The 15,947-nt window shown below is 48.9% G+C and carries 16 protein-coding genes; all 16 read left to right on the top strand.

Features of this window, described 5'->3' with window-relative positions:
* Positions 1–139 precede the first annotated feature (139 nt).
* Entirely contained in the window at positions 140–544 is a 405-nt protein-coding gene (locus tag BLW59_RS17140; RefSeq protein WP_081348518.1) for an LD-carboxypeptidase, read from the top strand.
* Positions 525–851, top strand: a complete 327-nt coding sequence (locus BLW59_RS17135) for an LD-carboxypeptidase (protein ID WP_175463426.1) — start codon at positions 525–527, stop codon at positions 849–851. Before BLW59_RS17140 ends, BLW59_RS17135 begins: the two co-directional genes overlap by 20 nt.
* 3 nt (positions 852–854) lie before the next feature.
* The gene (locus tag BLW59_RS17130; RefSeq protein WP_081348516.1) at positions 855–1,217 is read left to right on the top strand and encodes a hypothetical protein; all 363 of its coding nucleotides are present in this window, start codon (positions 855–857) and stop codon (positions 1,215–1,217) included.
* A gap of 50 nt (positions 1,218–1,267) precedes the next feature.
* Entirely contained in the window at positions 1,268–1,747 is a 480-nt protein-coding gene (locus BLW59_RS11875; RefSeq protein WP_074697964.1) for a hypothetical protein, read from the top strand.
* 209 nt (positions 1,748–1,956) lie between these two features.
* Positions 1,957–4,182 carry a SpoIIE family protein phosphatase gene (locus BLW59_RS11870; protein ID WP_074697963.1) on the top strand — a complete coding sequence of 742 codons (2,226 nt, stop codon included), beginning with the start codon at positions 1,957–1,959 and terminating at the stop codon, positions 4,180–4,182.
* A 157-nt stretch (positions 4,183–4,339) separates the two neighbouring features.
* The gene (locus BLW59_RS11865) at positions 4,340–4,768 is read left to right on the top strand and encodes an ATP-binding protein (RefSeq protein WP_074697962.1); all 429 of its coding nucleotides are present in this window, start codon (positions 4,340–4,342) and stop codon (positions 4,766–4,768) included.
* Between the two features lie 62 nt (positions 4,769–4,830).
* Positions 4,831–5,235, top strand: coding sequence for a hypothetical protein (locus BLW59_RS11860; RefSeq protein WP_139283661.1), 405 nt, complete (start codon positions 4,831–4,833; stop codon positions 5,233–5,235).
* A 69-nt stretch (positions 5,236–5,304) separates the two neighbouring features.
* Entirely contained in the window at positions 5,305–7,503 is a 2,199-nt protein-coding gene (locus BLW59_RS11855; RefSeq protein ID WP_074697960.1) for a SpoIIE family protein phosphatase, read from the top strand.
* Between the two features lie 7 nt (positions 7,504–7,510).
* Positions 7,511–9,733: a SpoIIE family protein phosphatase gene (locus BLW59_RS11850; protein ID WP_175463425.1), complete on the top strand. Its 2,223-nt coding sequence runs from the start codon at positions 7,511–7,513 to the stop codon at positions 9,731–9,733.
* A 4-nt stretch (positions 9,734–9,737) separates the two neighbouring features.
* The gene (locus BLW59_RS11845) at positions 9,738–10,085 is read left to right on the top strand and encodes a Nif11-like leader peptide family RiPP precursor (RefSeq protein ID WP_074697958.1); all 348 of its coding nucleotides are present in this window, start codon (positions 9,738–9,740) and stop codon (positions 10,083–10,085) included.
* 213 nt (positions 10,086–10,298) lie between these two features.
* Entirely contained in the window at positions 10,299–12,110 is a 1,812-nt protein-coding gene (locus tag BLW59_RS11840) for a cache domain-containing protein (RefSeq protein ID WP_175463424.1), read from the top strand.
* Positions 12,111–12,369: 259 nt separating this feature from the next.
* On the top strand, positions 12,370–12,810 hold the full coding sequence (locus BLW59_RS11835) for a hypothetical protein (protein ID WP_074697956.1): 441 nt from the start codon (positions 12,370–12,372) through the stop codon (positions 12,808–12,810).
* A 45-nt stretch (positions 12,811–12,855) separates the two neighbouring features.
* Positions 12,856–14,529 carry a hypothetical protein gene (locus BLW59_RS11830; RefSeq protein ID WP_074697955.1) on the top strand — a complete coding sequence of 558 codons (1,674 nt, stop codon included), beginning with the start codon at positions 12,856–12,858 and terminating at the stop codon, positions 14,527–14,529.
* Positions 14,530–14,548: 19 nt separating this feature from the next.
* Positions 14,549–15,145, top strand: coding sequence for a hypothetical protein (locus BLW59_RS11825; protein ID WP_074697954.1), 597 nt, complete (start codon positions 14,549–14,551; stop codon positions 15,143–15,145).
* Positions 15,146–15,149: 4 nt separating this feature from the next.
* Positions 15,150–15,656 carry an NYN domain-containing protein gene (locus tag BLW59_RS18360; protein WP_074697953.1) on the top strand — a complete coding sequence of 169 codons (507 nt, stop codon included), beginning with the start codon at positions 15,150–15,152 and terminating at the stop codon, positions 15,654–15,656.
* Positions 15,545–15,940: a S26 family signal peptidase gene (locus BLW59_RS11815; RefSeq protein ID WP_318258540.1), complete on the top strand. Its 396-nt coding sequence runs from the start codon at positions 15,545–15,547 to the stop codon at positions 15,938–15,940. The genes BLW59_RS18360 and BLW59_RS11815 overlap by 112 nt, the downstream gene beginning before the upstream one ends.
* The last annotated feature ends 7 nt before the right edge of the window (positions 15,941–15,947 follow it).

Raw genomic sequence — 15,947 nt, 5'->3', positions numbered from 1 at the left:
AGCTGATATCTCCCGCCTAGTGCGATGCGGAGCTAGTCCCTGTGGGAAAAGACCAAGAGGAATTGGAGTTGAACCTAATTTGCGCTGCTATTCTGCAACAGTTTTGGAACTTGGCTTTGCAAGAGAGGATTGTGATCACATGAGAAGATCATTCAGTTCTGCAGTCCTGAGAATCATGCTGGCGGCAGCGTCCTTGACTGTGGCTGTACCAGATATGCCTGCTGCCCAAGCTGCCCCAATGGCAGAGGAAACGGCGATGGTGTGCGGCTATGCACTGGAGCCAGGTGATACCATTGGTATTATTGCCCCCGCTTCTAATGTGGGGACAGATGATTTTGGAAATGCTATCAAGTATCTGGAGAGATTGGGATATAAAGTAAAACTGGCACCTTCATGCAAGGCGAATTATGGCTATTTTGCGGGACCTGATGTGATGCGGGCCGCTGATGTCAATAACTTTTTCCGTGATGATGAGGTTGACGCTATTCTCTGCCTGCGTGGCGGGCTATGGCTCGGCCAGGGTCTTGGACAAGCTGGACTATGAAGCCATCAGGCAGCATCCCAAGCTGTTTATAGGCTACAGCGATATAACTGCCATGCACGTGGCTTTGAATCAGAACAGTCATCTGGCAACATTGCACGGGCCTATGCTTACTTCGTTCAGGAAGAAAGCTTCTGACACGGATTATACCCGGGAAAATTTTGCCAAGGCCTTAAGCGGCAAACTGTATCCAGACGATATTCCCCTGCCAAAAGAGATCAAGCTTCAGGCAATTCAGCCAGGAAGTGCTGAGGGACAGATCATAGGCGGCAATTTGTCTATTCTGGCATCCACCATAGGCACTCCGTAAGAAGTGAAGGGAGAGGGGGCTATTCTATTTATTGAAGATGTGGGAGAGGACACCTATAAGATTGACCGCATGCTTCAGCAGCTTTGGCAAAATGGCCTCCTGCTTCGCGTAAGCGGCGTAGTGGTAGGAGACTTCGTTGGCGCAGAGGATGATTACGAAGAAGGTGACTTCCATTTGGATAAGGTGCTTTCGTACTATGCCAAGCTCTCCGGCAAGCCATGGCTGAAGGGGGTACCAGTAGGGCATGGTAAGAATAATCTTTGCCTGCCTTTTGGCAGCAGGGCCGTCATGCAGGCCAATGATGACGGTTCGGCGGCATTGCGCATAGTGGAAGCACCTCTCAAAATGAAGCATAAAGATCTTTGAGGCTGTGGCAGAAATGCTGACAAGTATTGTGATGCGGAGGAGGAGAGAAAATGAACCTCAAAAAGATTGCTGCTTCTGTACTGCTTTCGGCTTCCCTGATTACATTCGGCGGCGCGGACGTTGTCCTGGATGCTGTGCCGGTGGTCCACGCTGAGAGTTCGGAGTGCACCCTTGGCGATATGCTCGGCCGGATCTGGGACAGTTACGATGATTATAACATCACCTCGCTGGAATATGGCACGGTGGCCTACCGTGACGGATTCAACGCGAAGCCTTATGTTGAGAAGATCATGGACGGGGCGTATTTCGAGCATGCGAAGCCTTGGGAAACGCCTGAGGGGCAGTATGTCATCCTGGAGTTCCCCAGTGACAGCATACGTTATGAATTCTTCATGGGCGGCGACGGCAATTACGTCCGCGAGACGGCCTACGGCGAACAGACTGTGTATCATATCACAGGCGTAAGCTGCCAGGCATGGAAGGTGATTTCGGACTGGGGTAGGACCATGAGCCGCAAGACTAGCTGGTAACCCAAAAATTTACTGTTTGAGCATAAAAAGGAATCCCAAAAGAAGACACCTCCAGATGGGATTCTCTTTTTATGTGTGGACTTCTTTCGCTGAAAAAGGTGCTTTTTCTGACAGAAGCCTGCTTTTGTTTTCCCGGAAGGACTTTGGAAACAGCTTGAAGAATAAATAAAGCATGAAAATGAGCTGGTCGGGAAAATGGGAGGTGTCGTATGCTCATCAAGGCATTTAGAAGCATGGGGATTCAACGCAAGATCATGCTGCTTCTCATGGGGGTAGGGCTGCTCTCTTTTCTGGCTCTGGGGCTGGTATCCTTTGCCGGTCTTTGGCATGTGCAAGAAGATGCTTTGCATATGGGGGTGACCATGGGCGAATCTGTGGCTGAGTACTCAGAGGAATTTGCTTTGCGCGAAGCCAAGGAAAGGCTGCTATCAATAGCCAGGGAAAAGTCGAGCCGGGCGGAGGAAGATATTATCGAAGTACTGTCGGATGCCAGGAATCTTGCCAATATGACGGAGAACATAATGATGCATCGTGAGCGTTACCGTCCCCGTGAGCTCACTACGCCCCATGAGCCGCTTATTCCTGGGCTCACGCCGTATATCTATTATACTCGTGGGGCTAAGGAAGAAATCATGTCTGACCCCTCCCTTAGATACAAGGTGGGAATTCTCGCCAATATCGGGGACAATCTGGAGCTTATTGCCCGCTACTATGATCGGGATACCTCCTGCTATATCGCTTCGGAAACTGGCTGCCTGATTTGGGTGGACAGCGTGGGAGCGGACAATGACAAGGCGGAGTATCTCGATGTATACCTTGAAGGGCGTTATGACTCCAAAACCCGCCCCTGGTATCTGAAAGCCAAAGCGGCAGGAAAACCCATAGTCACTGATGTCTATGTTTCGGTGGAGGGGGGATCGGAAATCACCTGTGCGGCTCCCTATTATGAAGATGGCGTCTTTGCCGGGGTGGCCGGCGTGAGTACGCCCTTGAAGGTGCTTTACCAGCTGGTGCTGAACAATAATGAGAGTGAAGATAGTATCCAATTTGCCTTGGACGAGAAAGGCTGTGTGGCAATTTCTTCCCGGCAGGAGGGCACTTGGGCTGTGGGAGCAGGGGGCGAAGATGGCTTGCGCCAGTATTCTGCTGGTGAGCGGCCTCTCACTGAAAACACGGATAAGGCTATAGCTGCCATGATGGCCGGAGACACAGGTACGGCTATCGTGGAGGATGCGGACGGCAAGGAATATGTCCTGGCCTATTCTCCCATGCCCACCATCGGCTGGAGCTATGGAATTCTCATCGAGCGGGAGAAGGTCGTTGCACCGGCCAGGGAGTCGAAGGCGTATGTCATGGCCAGAGCTGGGGATTTTGCCAAGACCATGCGCCAGATGTTCCTGCAGAATATTCTGACTATGGTCGCCCTGCTGGCTTTGATTATGCTGGGCATAGCTGCTGTGAGTTCAAAGGCGGCTCAGATATTCGTGCAGCCCTTGTTGCTGCTTACTGCCGGAGTGAAGGAAATTGCCACGGGGAACTTAGATACGCGCCTTTGTGTCAAGACCGGGGACGAAATCGAGGTGCTTTCGGATTCTGTCAACGATATGACCACGGAACTGAAATCATATATCGAGAAGGCCAAGGAGAGAGAACGAATTGAAGGGGAGCTTGAAGGGGCACGGAAGATCCAGGCGGGAATGCTGCCGAATATTTTCCCTGAATTTCAGAACCGCAAGGAACTGGATCTCTATGCTTCCATGACTCCAGCTAAAGAAGTGGGCGGGGATTTCTATGATTTCTATATGCTGGACAAACAGCGGCTGGTAGTGACCATTGCCGATGTGTCTGGCAAGGGGATTCCCGCTTCCCTCTTTATGGTCATATCAAAGGCCATCCTGAAGAAATGCGCCATGACGGCTTTCCATGAGGCAGATGAAGGGGCCGTGGATTGGGGCAAGGTCATACAGGAGGCCAATGCGGAACTTTGTGAGAACAACGAGGAAGATATGTTTGTGACGGTGTTCTTTGGAGTGCTGGACCTGAAAAGCGGTGATTTCGCCTATGTGAACGGGGGACACAATCCGCCGCTCATCTGTCGCGAAGGTAATTATGAATATCTGCGCATGGAAAAGAAGAGCATGATGCTGGGAATCTTCGATCCAGTGAAATACCTGGAGTATCATCTGACTCTTGCTCCAGGCGAGATGATTTTCTTTTACACGGATGGCGTCACCGAGGCCATGGACCATGAGGGGAACCTCTACGGGGAGGAACACCTGCAGATGAAGCTGAATCAGGTGGAGACGGCCACCGCTTCTGTAGAGGAGATACTGGTTGCCATCCGTGCCGACATTGATGTTCACGCTGACGGCGCCGAGCAGTCCGATGACATCACCATGCTGGGCTTGAGATTCTTGGGGCAAGATTCTGATTGATATGCCGATGTTCTTCGTGAGGGGATAAGAAACTTTTGAAATGCTAGGGAGGCTGAATATCATGGCAAGCGAGGTTGTGCAGAAGGAAATGGATACGCTCCTGGATATGAGCGAATCCCTGGATGATCTTTGATGGCAGCAGACCGGGGGTGATGGCATGAAGGAACTGTTGGAGTGGCGGGAATATCCTGCCACCAGGGAAATGTATGACAACATGCGTGATGACATCATGGCAAGTGCCCAGGTGGCAGGCATCTCTGAGACAAGGGAAATCCAGCTGGAGCTTGGCGTAGAGGAAATGCTGATAAATATCATAGATTATGCCTACGATGACCCTGGGGCTGTCTGGATCAGGACACGAAGGGAAGGAGAGCTTTTCCGGCTGGATTTTGCCGACTATGGCCGTCCCTTCAACCCTTTGGCTGAAGATATGCGCCATTCTGAAGGCCTGCCTGTGGAGGAGCGGGAGGAGGGCGGCCTGGGCATTCATCTCGTGCGCAAAAGCTTTGACAGGATAGAGTACGCATACGAGGACTTTCAGGGTAAGAAAGCCAATATCCTTTCCCTTTGGTTGAAACTGGTCTAGCATAAAACCTTGTTCATATATGTAGAACGGCTGACTGAGTACGTTTTTTCCATCCGGCTGTCATGCCCAAATGTTCTATTGCTGGCGTTGTGCAGCTTACGCCTGCCGGGGAGTGGTACTCTTGTTGCGGCATAACCAGCATGGAACTGCCTCAGCTCAAGCTGGGAAGGGCAGAGGAGATACCCTTGGCCGAGGTTGAGTCTCGTGTTATGGCCAGGGATTTTCTGCGGATTATCTTTTTGGAAGGCTGGGCCTGGATATACCTGAAGGCCAGCCAGTTGGGGCAGCCCTTTCCCCAGCGGGTCACCATGAACTGTGAATGCTGTTCTTTCCTCTTCGCCCACCCGGAACTCATGGCCGCTATGGCAGAAGAGGCGCATAGCCATGCTGCCAGTCTGAAGCCCAGAAAGGTGCAGGCAGGTGGAGTTTTTCAGCGTGCCCTAAAGGGAGCGACTCATGGAAATTAACCTTCAAAACGAAATTATCAGTAAGCTTTAGTTGGTAATAGGTCTGAGGATTGAGGGGAGCGGCGGGATATGACCATACATAAGCGCATACGGCTGCTGCTGTTGGCGGTGGGGTTGTTGACTTTTGTTGCGCTGGGCCTGGTATCTTTGCGGTCTCTCTATGATGTGCAGCAGAAGGTGCAGGAGAGCAGCGACCAGGTAGAAACGGATGTGGTGGGTTATGCGGAAGATATGACCGTCACCAAAACGAAAGCGCAGATTGTGAAAGTCGCGGAGGAAAAGACCAGGCAGGTAGAGCGTGAACTAAACATGATAAGGGAGGATACCGAGTATCTGGCTGATGCCATGACGCGGATTATGGCCCAGCCGGAGTATTATGCTCCGCGTCGCCTTCCTACCGCACAGGAGCGGCGTATCGCATCGGGGGAGGCGTATCTTCTTGTCATGCCCAGAGTCAGGGAGGAGTGCGCCACTGAGGCAGTCCAGCATGAAATCGGGCTGGCTGCCAATATCGCCGATGACCTTGAAGTCACGTCGCTATTCTATAAAGAATATAATGCACCCTGCTATATCACTTCTACCCACGGATATTTCATCAATTGCTTTTACTACAATAATCCTGAAGATTATGATGGTCTGCATGCGGAAAAAAATTACCGGGAGGTGGACCTGAGAGAGCGCTCCTGGTTCCAGAGGCCGAAAGCTGTGGGAAGGACAGTTTTCAGCGATATGTATGTGGGCTACGAAGGGGTGATGGAGTTCACCTGCAGCTCTCCGTATTATTACCCCGGAGGGGATTTCGCCGGCGTTGCGGCCATCGACCTTCGACCTGGTTTCGTGTATCGTATCATTGCTGACAAATCCCTGGGTTCCAACAATATAAATTTTATGCTGGGCAGGAAAGGGGAAATCCTGCTTTCTACGGAGCAGGAAGGCGCCCTGGCTGTGGGGGACGGCCACCGGAACCTCTGTCAGTCAGAGGATGCCCCGTTGGCCCAGGTAGCGAAAGATATGGTGGCAGGCCATTCTGACATTGTTTTGGTGAACCTGGGGGGAGAGGAGTATTATCTCGCCTATGTGCCGCTGCCCTCCATGGGCTGGAGCTATGGCACACTGGTCCAGCGTAGCGAGGTACTGTCCCTGGTGCAGCTTGCCCGGGAGAGCCTGACTGTCCATACGGAAAAGTTCATTGCTTCCCTGCGGGACTTGTTTTTCGAGAATATAGCGCGGGTGGCACTTTTCTTTTTGGTGGTGCTGGCTGTGCTGATCTATGGCAGCCGCCGTGCGGCGGAAGGCTTCGTGCGCCCCATCCTCACGTTGACAGAAGGGGTGCGGGATATAGCCAGGGGCGAGCTTGACAAGAAAATTGACATTCATACCGGGGATGAGATTGAGGCGCTTTCAGACTCTGTCAATAACATGACCTCGGAGCTGAAGGATTATATGACCAGCCTGGTGGCGATGACAGAGGACAGGGAGCGTATTGCCACGGAGCTGGACCTGGCCAAGGGAATCCAGGAGGGCATGCTGCCGAATATTTTCCCGAAGTTTGTAGGCAATCCCCATTATGACTTGTATGTGAGGATGGAGACCGCCAAAGAGGTGGGGGGAGATTTTTACGATTTCTACCATCTCGATGAAGACCATGTGGCACTGACCATTGCTGATGTGTCCGGCAAGGGGATACCTGCCGCGCTCTTCATGGTCATTTCCAAGACCATGCTGAAGAATGAAGCTCTGCTGACCGTGAATAAAAACGGTATAGCAGGGGTGGACTGTGGCCGGATTATGGAGCGGGTGAATCAGCAGCTCTGTGATAACAACGAGGAAATGATGTTCGTGACGGTGTTCTTTGGTGTGCTGAACATTAAGACGGGAGTTTTTGCCTATGCCAATGGTGGTCATACTGCCCCCTTGCTGGGCAGTGTCGCAGAAGACGGAGAAATCAGCTGGCAGTATCTGGAGGACGAGAGCAAGAAATACATGATGCTGGGGGTTATGGAGGACTACTCATATGAGGAGAAGCGCCTGACCCTGAAACCAGGGGAGATGCTGTATTTCTATACGGACGGTGTCACAGAGGCTATGGACGGGCAGGAAAATATGTATACCAGTGAGCGCCTACAGGAGACGATGGCTCGTGTGGCCGGGCCTGGGACGTCTATGGAGGAAATCCTGGCTCTGGTGCGCGCCGATATAGACAGCTTCGCAGACGGCGCAGAACAGTTCGATGATATCACGATGCTGGGGGTTCGATTCCTGGGGTGAGATGATGATGAAATACAAGCTGAGTATCCGTCGGCGTTTTTTGCTGCTGCTTTTCCTGGCGGGGATTTTTTCCTTCCTGGTGCTGGGGGCAGCTTCCCTTTGGAGCATGTATGATATCCAGCAGGAGACGCTGGAGAATGGCGAGCGTATGGGGGCGGTGGCAGGAGGTGCTACGGAAAAACTGACTGTCCGGCTGGCCCAGCTGGAGCTTATGGCCGTGGCCCAGGAAAAAGCCAACAAGGTTGATCGCGAACTGCGCACCATCAAGGAGGACTCGGAGTACATCGCCTTCATGATGGAGAAGCTCATGGCAAGGCCTGAGGGCCATAAGGTCAAACAGGTAAAAAATCCTATGGTGGACCACATTGGCAGCGGTGAAGTGTATCTCTACTATCCGCCGGGCCTGCGCAGCCAGGAGGCAGTGGCAAAACTGTCTGACGAGGTGGGGGTGGCTTCCGGCATAGCAGATACACTTGAGAATATGGCTAAAACTTACCCTGGTTGTGAAGGTTCCATTCTGGTTGCCTCTGAAAGCGGCTATATGTATTGTACGGACTTGCTGCTGCCGGGACAGGAGCATGTGGTATTCACAGATGAGTTTTTCGATACCTATGACCCTAAGGAGCGTCCCTGGTACAAGACAGCTGTGGAAAAGGGTGCTCCTACCATTACAGATATCTATATGGGCTCAGATGGTTTTCCTGTAATTGACCATGTGGCGCCTTTTTATGTGGGGCAGAAGCTTGGCGGGGTCGCCAGTATCGGCCTGAGCCTCAGGGCAATGTATCAGGTTATTATGGACAGAAGCCACGGGGGGACAGGCATCAACTTTGTGCTGAATGAAAAGGGTGTGGTGGCGGTATCCTCAGAGGAGTCAGGTCTGCTGGCAGCTTCCCCCGACGGGAAGGATTTGCGGCAGGCAGCAGAACCGTCTCTGGTGGGAAAGATAAGCAGCATGGTGGAGGGCAGAAGTGGCGTGCTGCCTGTGAGCATAGAGGGGGAGAAATACTATCTCGCTTATGCGCCTATCCCCTCGGTGAGCTGGAGTTTTGGCACACTGGTCAAGGAAGAGGAGGTTACTGCACCGGCGTTGACGGCCCGTGAAAAAATGACGCTCCAGCTGGAGGGCTTCAACCTGTTGATGAGGGAATTTTTCCGGGACAATGTCAGGGAGATGGCGCTGTTGCTGGTGGTTATCCTAGCCATGCTCTTCGTTGGTAGCAAGGCAGCGGCGGATTGGTTTGTGCGTCCTATCCTCGCTCTGACTGAAGGGGTGGGGGAAATTGCCAAGGGGGATCTGGACAAGAAGCTGGCTATCCATACCGGGGATGAAATTGAGGAGCTTTCGGACACGGTAAACTACATGACGTCAGAGCTCAAGGAATACATGGCCAATCTCTCCCGGGTTACGGCAGACAAGCAGCGCATTGCCACGGAACTGTCCATGGCCCAGAACATACAGGAGGGCATGCTGCCCAGGATTTTCCCAAGCACTTCTGACAATAGCGGTTTTGAGCTTTTTGCCACTATGAATGCTGCCAAGGAAGTTGGGGGAGACTTCTATGATTTCTATACTCTTGACAGGGAGCATCTGGCAGTCACCATGGCCGATGTGTCTGGCAAGGGCATCGGTGCGGCACTTTTCATGGTCATCGCTAAGACCATCCTGAAGAATAACGCCCTGGCTGCAGGCAGGATTGATGAGAACATAGATTGGGCCCAGGTCATGGAGATGGCGAATAAGCAGCTCTGCGAAAATAACAAGAAACGGATGTTCGTGACGGTGTTCTTTGGGGTGCTGGACCTCCGTACGGGAGTGTTCTCTTATGTGAGCGGCGGCCACAACCCGCCACTTATTGGCCACAGGGAGGCAGGGGGCATGGCTTGGGAATACGTCCAAATAGAGAAGGTGGGCCTGGTCCTGGGAGCCAGGAAGAAAGCCACTTTCAGTATGGAGCGTCTGACCCTGAAACCGGGGGATATGCTGTACCTTTACACAGACGGCGTCACCGAGGCCATGGACCAGGAGGGGAACCTCTACGGCGAGGAACGTCTCCAAAGGATGCTGAACCAGGTGGGGGCGTCTGCCGCTTCCGTAGAGGAAATCCTGGCCGCTATCCGTGCCGACATAGATGTTCACGCTAATGGTGCAGAGCAGTCAGATGACATCACCATGCTGGGCTTGAGATTTTTGGGTGATGACACTGTAAGAGAAGAAGAGGCTGAGTAACGTTATGGCAATAAACATTGAGAACGAGAATATCAGGAAGTTTTTGGATAAGTTAGGCAAGGACAAGGAGCTTCAGGAAAAATTTTCCCAGATCCGTGACCCGGGGGAGGCTTACAAGTTGGCCGCCAGTGTCCAGGATGGCTTCACCAAGGAGGAGTTCGTTACTGAGATGAAGAGGTTGTACGAGGAGATGACTAAGGATCTTTCTGATGAGGATCTGGCCAAGGTGGCTGGGGGAGGGTCGGATGAAGAGCTGGCTTTGTCACTCACGTTTGTCGGTGTTAGCACATCTGTTGTTAGTACAGTTATTGTAGGCCTTGAATTTGGGGCCAGCGCTGCAGCTGTGATATGATATTTTATAGGGTCTGATGGCTTTCGTTTGATTTGGAAACGGTAATGAAATCAATTCATGGGAGCAGGAAGCTGCCCCGGGCAGAGGTTAAGTTTCGTGCCCTGGCCAAGGATTTTCTAAGGGTGTCAGGGCTGAAATGTGCCGGCCGGATAATTGTAGGGGTGTCTTGTGCTCGTCAGACTCTTTAGAAGTATGGGGATCCAGCGTAAAATCATGCTACTGCTCATGGGGGTAGGTCTGCTCTCTTTTCTGACCCTGGGGCTGGTATCCTTTGCTGGTCTTTGGCATGTACAGGAAGATGCTTTGCGGATGGGCGGTGCCATGGGCGAATCTGTGGCTGAGTACTCAGAAGATCTCGCTTTGCACGAGGCAAAGGAACGACTGCTATCCATAGCCAGGGAAAAGTCCCGTCGGGCTGAGGCTGGTATTATCGAAGTACTGGCGGATGCCAGGAATATTGCTGGTATGACGGAGAATATAATGAGGCATCATGAGCGCTACCGTCCCCGTGAGCTCACTACGCCCAACGAGCCTCTGATTACTGGACTTACCCCTTATATCTACTACACCCGTGGAGCGAAGGAAGAGATTATGTCCGACCCGTTCCTTTTCTACAAGGTGGGAATCCTTGCTAATATTGGGGACAATCTGGAGCTTGTTGCACGTTACTATGACCGGTATTCTTCCTGCTATATTGCCTCGGAAACTGGTTGCCTGATCTGGGTAGACAGCGTGGGAGCAGACAATGACAAGGCGGAGTATCCCGATGTATATCTTGAGGGGCGTTATGACTCCAAAACCCGTCCCTGGTACTTGAAAGCAAAAGAGGCAGGAAAACCCATCGTCACTGATGTATATGTTTCGGTGGAGGGGGAATCGGAAATCACCTGTGCGGCTCCCTATTATGAAGATGGCGTCTTTGCCGGGGGGGCCGGCGTGAGCACGCCTTTGAAGGTGCTTTACCAGCTGGTGCTGGACAATAATGAGAGTGAGGACAATATCCAATTTGCCCTGGATGAGAAAGGCTGTGTGGCAATTTCCTCACGGCAGGAGGGCATCTGGGCTGTGGGAGCAGGTGGCAAGGATGGCTTGCGCCAGTCTTTTGATGATGCCCCGCCTCTTTCTGAAAACACAGAAAAGGCCATAGCCGCTATGATGGCCGGGGAAACAGGTACGGCTATCGTGGACGATACGGACGGCAAGGAATATGTCCTGGCCTATGCCCCCATGCCCACTATCGGATGGAGCTATGGCACGCTCATCGAGCTGGAGAAGGTGGTTGCACCGGCACGGACGGCGAAGGAATATGTCCAGGCCAGGGCCAGGGAATTTGCTGGGGCCATGCGTCATTTGTTCCTGCAGAATATCCTGACCATGGCTGTCCTGCTGGTTTTGCTTATGCTGGGCATCGCTGCCGGCAGTTCAAAGGCGGCCTTGAGATTTGTGCAACCCCTGTTGCTCCTCACTGCTGGGGTGAAGAAAATCGCCAAGGGAAATCTTGAGGAAAAGCTCCAGATCAGGACAGGAGATGAAATCGAGGCTCTGGCGGATTCTGTCAATGATATGACCCGCGACCTCAAGACACATATGGAGAACCTTTCTGCTGCCACGGCAGAGAAGGAGCGTATTGCTACGGAGCTGTCCCTGGCCAACGGTATCCAGTGGGGCATGCTGCCCCATATTTTTCCCCGCTATCCGGATAGGACAGATATGGAGCTTTATGCCTCCATGGATGCCGCCAAGGAAGTAGGGGGAGATTTTTACGATTTTTATATGCTTGGAAATTATCATTTGGCAGTCACCATGGCTGATGTATCCGGCAAGGGCATCGGTGCGGCGCTTTTCATGGTCATAGTATCTTTTATTGCGGCAGTCAGGGAGGACGGATGCGGGCTTAAGAAATTATATCCAGAAGGGGACGCTGAGGCACGATTCAAGTATAGCAACATTCGGTGGTTGTACTATTATTGCAATCAGCATGGTCTCTTTCGGGCAAAATTGAATACTGGATTGCAACTACTGTAGTTATTTGTATGTTGAAGCTTATGGGTTAGTGTGCCTCTCCATCACCAGAGATGATTGATGGGGAGGATTTTTATGCTTAGAATTAGGGATGAAGTGGTTAAAAAATGTTGAGCAGATTGAATGTTGTCAAAGTCAATATAATGCATTTTTCCAGCATATAAAACAATGTCTAAAAATATTGTACTTTATTTGAACGTGTGCTATAATTCATTCCAAATAGATGTGATTATTTTTGGACAGTTAAGGTCGGAGGTGCATTATGGACAAAGAGTTGGACTTGTTTGCCGCTGGTACTAAATCAGAAATGCCCCAGAATTTTACTGTTATAAAAGGTGGAGGAGAATACAAAGAAGAACCACTGAAGTGCTATATGTCTAAGGTGGATAGAGTAGAATTTATGACTCCATCAGAAATGTTTTCTGGCTATGATACCATACGAGCAATCACTTTTTCATATGAACTGGATTTTATAGAAAAGGTAATGAAGCGTTTCAAGTACGGAGAGATTTTGATAGGAGCAGCATTTTTGGCAAGGAGAGATATAAGTTTGCAGGATATGATGCTTCGCGTTATAGCAAATGGTAAAGAAGCACCTGATGCTATACGCAAGCATCAAAGTCTTGTAAAAATGATGACGGATGGAAATCTTGAATTTCGTGTAGCTACGCTCATAGTTGATCACAGAAAGGTATATATATAAAAAAAAGATAACGGTATCAAAAGGGTTATAACAGGATCTGGCAACATGGGTGGTACAGCTTTTTCAAATAATCAAAATGAGACATTTTATTGTAATGATGAAGATTTGATATGTTACGATGAGTGGGTAAAAGACTTTGAATCAGCATGGGGAACAGCCGTAGAGATTACGCCTGAAGCAGTACAGGGGAAAGAAACAAATGATTTTGTTGAAGATAATGTCATAATAAAGAAAGTGAAGGATACAGCTAAGGCTATTGTAATAGAGGCGAAGTCCTTACCGATTCAAATGACCATTGATAATATAACCTATGCTCTTGCTTGCGATAAGACTTTAGAATCGTACAAAGAAATATTCAAGGGCATAAAACCGAATATGAAAGACGGTCTATTTAAAATAAATCCAAAGATGGTAGAGAGGGTTGAAAAGAAGGCGAAAGAAAAGGAACAAAAGGATAAACAGCAGGTCAATATACGCAATACAGTAGAAAATTATCCGAGCATAACATTTGATTATGATGCAAAACAGATGTATTATAACGGTGTTGCCGCGGATATGACTCCTTCTACTGATGACGTAAAAAAGGATATTGAAGTTTTATTGGAAGTGTTTAATAACTTTGATGATTTTGTAGGTGATACACAGCGCCTCAAAGAAAATCATTTTCGGCTCCTTAATGCTTTCTTTTCATCACCATTTAATGCAAAGTTGAGATGTGCGGCATACGCTCATAATTTACCCACAATTACTTTACCTATGTATATGCTTTCTGCATCAGAAGGTTCTAATTGCGGTAAAACGTTTATGGTCAGGGCACTTTTGAAAATGATGACAGGCAAGAATATAACGATTATGAAGAAGGATGATTTAAAAGAGCAAAAAAAAGAGTTCAAAAGTGATGGCAGGGAGAAAAGCAAGCAAAAAACAAATGTTGAGCTTATCGGTGGGTATCAGGTCAGTAATCAAGGGACACCAATCTTCATTGACGAGGTGGACAATCCGTTCATATCCAATATTGAAGCACTTATCAAGAATCCAGAGAAATGTGAAATGATGCAGTTGGAAACAATGCCGATGCTGGTATTTGCAAGTAATACAGTGCTACAACCGGAAGATACACTGCGTAAAAGAATGATTTTCCTGTTTTATGATAATGGTTTGCCAAGCGGGGTTGACCAAGGTGAATATGCAAGCCTAAGTGAGAGCCTTCTAAGAAGGATTGATACAGCATTCTATCGTGAGTATGCTCGCAGAACGTTGGATGGAGTTGTCCAACTCTTGGAATATCTTGATGATAAGGACAGACCTGTATCTTGGTATCCAGACCTCCTGGGACTTTCGTCTAGAATAATTATTTCCATTTTTAGAGATTATGGATATGAACTTCCGTCCTATATGAAGGAGTTGACATGGCGTGATGATTATTCGGCCAATGCAGCATTCATATCGCAAGTTGCACTTGATGGGTTGAAAGAACTGTATAGAAAAAACAAAAAGCTATTCAAGGTGACTGAAGATAAGGTGGAAATAGAATTAGATGGAGATAAGGAAAGTAGACAAAAATTCCAATCATGGAAAAATATATTGCCTCCAGAGATGAGGGCAAGTATTGTTTCTGGAAGAGATCATATTACGTTGATTATTGAAAGAAAACCATTAGAAGACCGGCTGGGGTTCAGCTTTGAATCTGGGAATTTTTTAAGTCGATTGTTTAGATAGGAATGAGGTTAAATATCACATGGAAATATACATTTATATGAAGTATACAGACGATGAGGAAAAAGTAAAGAAGGTGGTGGATTTTATAAGGAGAGATTGTTGCAGTATATATGTTAGTATGGAAAACAGAAGAAGCTTTTACGAATTGGAAAAAGTAAAAAAGAGTATGACGAAAGAAGATGCTGTTGTAATAGAAAGCTTGTCATCTTTAGGCATGAATGAAGCAGAAATTGCTAGTCAATTGGAATGGTTTATTCAACGGCAGAGAATGCTTGCTGTGGGTAGCTGTGTTCCTACGTACGAATTTGGGATGTCACAACCTACAAACATGGCTGCTCTTTCTGTATTGAAGCAAATGATAATAAGTAATAACAATAATGTTGTCGAATTACCCAATTATAGGAGAAGCAATTCAGGACGTAGCAGAATCGCCTTCCCGGATAATTGGGATGAATTATATGAGAAGTGGGAGAAGAAGGAAATCTCTTCCAAAGAGTTCTTAAATCAATCTAGGTTGAAAAAAGGAACATTCTACAATTTGCTGACGGAATATAAAAAACAAGCTGATTCAAAAAATGAGCTTATAAAGACTTATGACATGAGAAGAAAATGGTAATATAATGTACACGCACATTTTTATTGATGCAGAGAATGTTCCTGCAAAGCAGAGTGTGGTATTTTACTATCTTGCCTGTGAGAAGTATGATGTGAATATGTGTGATGTTGTAGGCAATATCAACCAGATGCCAAAAATTATGCTGTGTATGGAAAAGCCGTGTTTTCGTATTTGGAATAGCATGCAAGGTAAGAATAGCGCAGATTTATGGCTGGCTTCTCTTATGATGAAGGCTATATGTGAAGAGGAGGATTTAGAACGTATAATCCTGCTTTCCAATGACAGAGACTATTGGCCAGTCATATATTTTGCTAAGACGCTAGGCAAAAATGTTTGTATTGCACTGACTACGAATTATAACGGGGGGATGTCTAAATTACTGAAGAAAGTAGTACTTTATTGCCGCCGGAGGAGGTTGCTGAGGGAGATATGGTTATCTTCTCATTGCCTGAGGATATGCAGCAGCTTGCGGAGAGCAGAGACTGGCTGCCGAAGGGTACGAAGCTCTTGAAACGGGTCGGTGCTCTGGATGGGGCTGTCTATGGAGTGAATGAGAGCCAGCAGTTCTATGTCAATGAGAAGTATCTAGGACAAGTCAGTACCGTGGATGGGCTGGGCCGGAGCATGCCGGACAAGGCCAAAGGCGGTCATGTGGTGGAAGCAGGTGCTTTTTTGCCGGTGGGAGATAACCCCAGGTCCTTTGACGGCAGGTACTATGGCACGGTATCCCTTGAGCGCATAGAACACAAAGCTGTGCTTGTGCTGCCTATCGGATGGCTCAGGTCTTGGGAATGAAGAAGTG

This window comes from Selenomonas sp. KH1T6, assembly GCF_900108415.1.
Taxonomy (GTDB): domain Bacteria; phylum Bacillota; class Negativicutes; order Selenomonadales; family Selenomonadaceae; genus Selenomonas_B; species Selenomonas_B ruminantium_A.
The sequence above is the reverse complement of the archived record's forward strand: the minus strand, read 5'-3'. Positions and strand labels throughout refer to the sequence as shown.